The sequence below is a fragment of the Bradyrhizobium sp. P5_C11_2 genome (genome assembly GCF_054049755.1).
In genome coordinates, this window is record NZ_JBFULT010000653.1 from 1 (window position 1) to 3,793 (window position 3,793).

Consider the following 3,793-nt stretch of genomic DNA (forward strand, 5'->3'; position numbering starts at 1 on the left):
GCGCCGGGGCGGCGTTGGCGGCGGGCGCCTGGCGCGTCGCCGCCGTTGGCTCCGGATTCATGATGCTCACCGGCGGCGTCGACATGGCGCTCGGGAACTCCGCATTGGTCGGCTTGCCCGTCGGCATCGACGGCGGCAGCGCCGCAAGCGCACCGGCGGGCGGCGGCGCCGCCGCGGGGGCGTTCCAGCTCGGCGCATAACGTGCGACCAGCGTATCGTAGAGATGGACGTTCATATTGGCGGCGACCTGCTGCTGATCGGTCAGCGAGCGGAAGGCGGCGCAATCGAACGGCGTGCAGCCGTCGCGTACGATCAGCACCTGCGCCACGAGGCCGTAGCGATCGCGCTCGAGCGCCTTGCGCAGCACCTTCACGTCCAGCGTCAGGCTCTGCTCGGCGGTCGCGACATCGCCGAGCGCGGTCAGCCGGTCGATCCTCGCTGCGGTGTAGGAGACGGCGGCAGCCGCCGCATCGGGCGAGCCGAACAGCGCCTTCTCGCAACCTGCAAGCACGGCGTCACCGGCGAGATCGTCGAGGCAGGACAGCGCCGGCAGGCTCGCAGTCCCCGCGACCTGCGCGCGCGCTTCGATCGGGGCTCCCTGCCCCACAKGTCCGTAGAGACGCATGGTGGCAGCCACCGCGATGACGATGGCGAGCAGCGTGATCACCGTCAGCGCGCCGTTGGCGACCGACTTCTCGGCGCGCAGCAGCGTGACCAGGAGAATCAGTCCGAAGAATCCGGCGGCTGCCAGCGTCATCCACATCGGAAAGGCCGCCGAGTGCCAGATTTGGTCGAGCGAAGTGGCCCATGCCCAGTTCATGCGCGACGTCCCCTCACGCGAGCAAAGAGCGAATGGTCAAAGCGAGCACCGCGAGTCGGCAGCTGCCCCCGGCCCACCTTGTCGAGGTGAAGCGGGCCTTTTGACGGCGAGCGGAGCAAATTCGTCCGCGAGGTCAATGGGTGGTGCCGTCAGCGCTTCAAGAGAGCGCGAGCTGGCTTTCCTTGGCAACCCGTTCGAAGGCTTCAGTCGAGCTCTTGATCCGGTACTGGCAATCGTCGCCGTCCGTCGGGAGCAGACGGATGATCTCATACGAACCGGTGGCAGCCGGACGCGCGACATTGCTGGCCGTGAACAATACGCGCGTGCCGATCGGAAATTTATGCTTCAACGCCCTCTCCATGACTCAAACAGCGCCTGCCGTGCCCAGGGTCCCACTGCGACGGCCGGCCGAAAACCCGCCCGCTCTATAGCATGCGGCCGTCTGTTTTGGCTAGCAGTATGCAGGCCTGACGAACGTGCCAATCCGGCAGCATTTTCAGGATGATACTAGGAAACCGGCGCGCCGGTGACGCTGCTGGAACCCGAGCGTTTCAGGCGGTATCGGGCAACCGGCCGGCGGGACTCGCCTGGTCCACGGCCTTGGGCAGTTCCTGAGCCAGGATCTGGCCCAGCTGGTCGACCGGGATGTTGAAGCGGGCGGCGAGCTGGCGGACGGTGTCGTTGCCGAGCACGGCGCGGAGCTGGTCGGCCGAGATCGGCAGGTTCTGGCCGTTGCCGAGCCAGGATTTGACCTGGTCGCCGAACCCCGCCTGCTGGAGCTTGGCAACGATCGCGCTGAGGCCGCCCTGATTGTTGTTGCCGAGCACCTCGCCCAGCACGGCCGGCAGCACCGCGGCGCCGAGCTGACCAAGCGCGCTGCGGAAGGCGGGATTGTTCTCCAGCGAGTCCAAAATTCCCATGGCCGTGCCCTCTCACTTGCGTTCCGTCGCGATTGAGCGCCGCCTCGCGACATGCCGTCAAGCGGCGCCCAATCACAATCGCGGGTTAGACGTCTTCGAACCTCGCGATGAGAAGCGTCTCGGCGATCCCGTCGCGGGTCCATTGCTGGAATGCCGGCAGCGCCATCATCGTCTCCATGTAGGCCTTGGCCTCCGGCCCGACCTCGATCGCATAGGTGCGGAAGCGGTGCACGACCGGCGCATACATCGCATCGGCTGCGCCGAAGCTGCCGAACAGGAACGGCCCCTTGGCGCCATAGCGCGCGCGGCACTCGCGCCAGATCTCCTGCACGCGCGCGACGTTGGCTTTGGCGTCCGCCGACAGCGCCACGGCGCCGACCGGCCGATGCAGGTTCATGCCGCATTCGTTGCGCAAGGCCATGAAGCCGGAATGCATCTCGGCGCACACCGAACGGGCATGCGCACGGGCGGCGACGTCGTCGGGCCACAGCTTCTTCTCGGGATAGCGCTCGGCGATGTATTCGATGATGCTGAGCGAATCCCACACCGTGATGTCGCCGTCGACCAGCACCGGCACCTTGCCGGCGCGGCTGAAGCTCAGGATCCGCTCCTTGTCCGCCGGATTGTCGGTGTAGAGCGGAATGACGGTCTCCTCGAACGGGATGCCGCTCGCGCGCAGCGCGAGCCAGGGCCGCATCGACCATGACGAGTAGTTCTTGTTGCCGATTGCAAGTTTGAGCGCAGCCATGTCACCGGTCCTTCCCGAAGCTCCTCGATGCGGCTGCTTTTAGCGCCAACGCCTGCTGCCAATCAATCGTTGCCGCGCCTCGGCATGCGTGGCAATCGTTGGCACCTGCGAGGAGAGAGACATGAGCAGGCATTGGGTCGACATCACCGCCGTCGGCTTCTTCATCATCGAATGGACGGTCTATGCCCTGACGCTGGAGCACTCGGCCTATGGCCGCGACAGCCTGTCGGCGCGCATGAACCGCTATCGCGAGGTCTGGGTGCGCCGCCTGCTCGACCGCGAGACGCGCATGGTCGACATGCAGATCATGGCCTCGCTCCAGAACGGCACCGCCTTCTTCGCCTCCACCAGCCTGTTCGCACTCGGCGGCGCGCTGGCGCTGCTGCATGCGACCAACGACGCGATCGCCATTCTGGGCAAGCTGCCGATCGACTTCAGCACCTCGCCCGCGCTGTGGGAACTGAAATGCGTCGGCCTGGTGCTGATCTGCGTCTATGCTTTCTTCAAGTTCGCCTGGGCCTACCGCCTGTTCAACTATGTCGCGATCCTGTTCGGCGGCATGCCGCCGGCCTCCCAGCGCGACACGCCGGAAGCTGAGGCCCACGTCATCCGCACCTCGCGCCTGTTCGAATCCGCCGGCCGTCACTTCAACCGCGGCCAGCGCGCCTTCTTCTTCGCGCTCGGCTATCTCGGCTGGTTCGTCAGCCCCTGGCTGCTGTTCGTGACCACGGCAGCCGTGGTGATCGTGACCTGGCGCCGGCAGTTCGCGTCCAGCGCATGGGCGGCGATGGCGCCGGAGGTGGTGGACGGCGAGATGCAGAAGCGCGGTCCTTGATCTCGCGTGTCCCGGACAAGCTGCAACGCATAAGCGTTGCAGCGCAGAGCCGGGACCCAGAAAGCGACACGCCACGGTGCCGATAGATGGGCCCCGGCTCTGCAGCGCACCGCTGAAGGGCGCTGCGCTGCGTCCGAGGCACGAGAGTGCATTTCGTTTCGCATCCATATTCAATCGCAGACACAGCTTCGCATTCTCGCGGCTCATTTCGCCCGAGCTTTGCTTCGTCGCTCCACCCTCTCAAAGCCAAGAGGGCGCAGGGAAGGCCGGGTGCCGGCTGGCACCCGCGGTCCGCTGCGCGAAAAGCACACGCRGAAAAACCGCACAGCAGCATACAGGTGTAGCCAATCACTCGGCCTTCCCTGCGCAGTGGTCGGACGGCTTATGCCGTGCTCTCCCGGGAGCCGAGTTCGTTCTGGCCTCCCTCGCCCTCGCGAAATTCACCGGCACCGCGCCGGTTGACGCGACTG

At 66.2% G+C, this 3,793-nt stretch carries 5 protein-coding genes; 1 reads left to right on the top strand and 4 read right to left on the bottom strand.

Annotation, left to right across the window (positions count from 1 at the left end; genetic code table 11):
* The 4 genes from ACXJL8_RS36160 to ACXJL8_RS36175 all read right to left on the bottom strand — a co-directional run.
* Window positions 1-820, bottom strand: an 820-nt coding sequence (locus ACXJL8_RS36160) for a hypothetical protein (protein WP_456686548.1), incomplete at its 3' end; no start/stop codon positions are given.
* Between the two features lie 157 nt (window positions 821-977).
* The gene (locus ACXJL8_RS36165) at window positions 978-1,181 is read right to left on the bottom strand and encodes a hypothetical protein (RefSeq protein WP_456623690.1); all 204 of its coding nucleotides are present in this window, start codon (window positions 1,179-1,181) and stop codon (window positions 978-980) included.
* Window positions 1,182-1,371: 190 nt separating this feature from the next.
* Window positions 1,372-1,740, bottom strand: a complete 369-nt coding sequence (locus tag ACXJL8_RS36170) for a YidB family protein (RefSeq protein ID WP_456623691.1) — start codon at window positions 1,738-1,740, stop codon at window positions 1,372-1,374.
* An 85-nt stretch (window positions 1,741-1,825) separates the two neighbouring features.
* Entirely contained in the window at window positions 1,826-2,488 is a 663-nt protein-coding gene (locus tag ACXJL8_RS36175) for a glutathione S-transferase family protein (RefSeq protein ID WP_456623692.1), read from the bottom strand.
* A gap of 121 nt (window positions 2,489-2,609) precedes the next feature.
* On the opposite strand from ACXJL8_RS36175, the gene ACXJL8_RS36180 reads away from it, so the two are divergent.
* Window positions 2,610-3,323 carry a DUF599 domain-containing protein gene (locus tag ACXJL8_RS36180; protein ID WP_456623693.1) on the top strand — a complete coding sequence of 238 codons (714 nt, stop codon included), beginning with the start codon at window positions 2,610-2,612 and terminating at the stop codon, window positions 3,321-3,323.
* Window positions 3,324-3,793 lie beyond the last annotated feature (470 nt).

Bases quoted from the DNA above. Each gene is read 5' to 3' on its own strand.
- ACXJL8_RS36165 (WP_456623690.1), bottom strand. From the start codon at position 1,181: ATGGAGAGGGCGTTGAAGCATAAATTTCCGATCGGCACGCGCGTATTG.
- ACXJL8_RS36180 (WP_456623693.1), top strand. From the start codon at position 2,610: ATGAGCAGGCATTGGGTCGACATCACCGCCGTCGGCTTCTTCATCATC.
- ACXJL8_RS36170 (WP_456623691.1), bottom strand. From the start codon at position 1,740: ATGGGAATTTTGGACTCGCTGGAGAACAATCCCGCCTTCCGCAGCGCG.
- ACXJL8_RS36175 (WP_456623692.1), bottom strand. From the start codon at position 2,488: ATGGCTGCGCTCAAACTTGCAATCGGCAACAAGAACTACTCGTCATGG.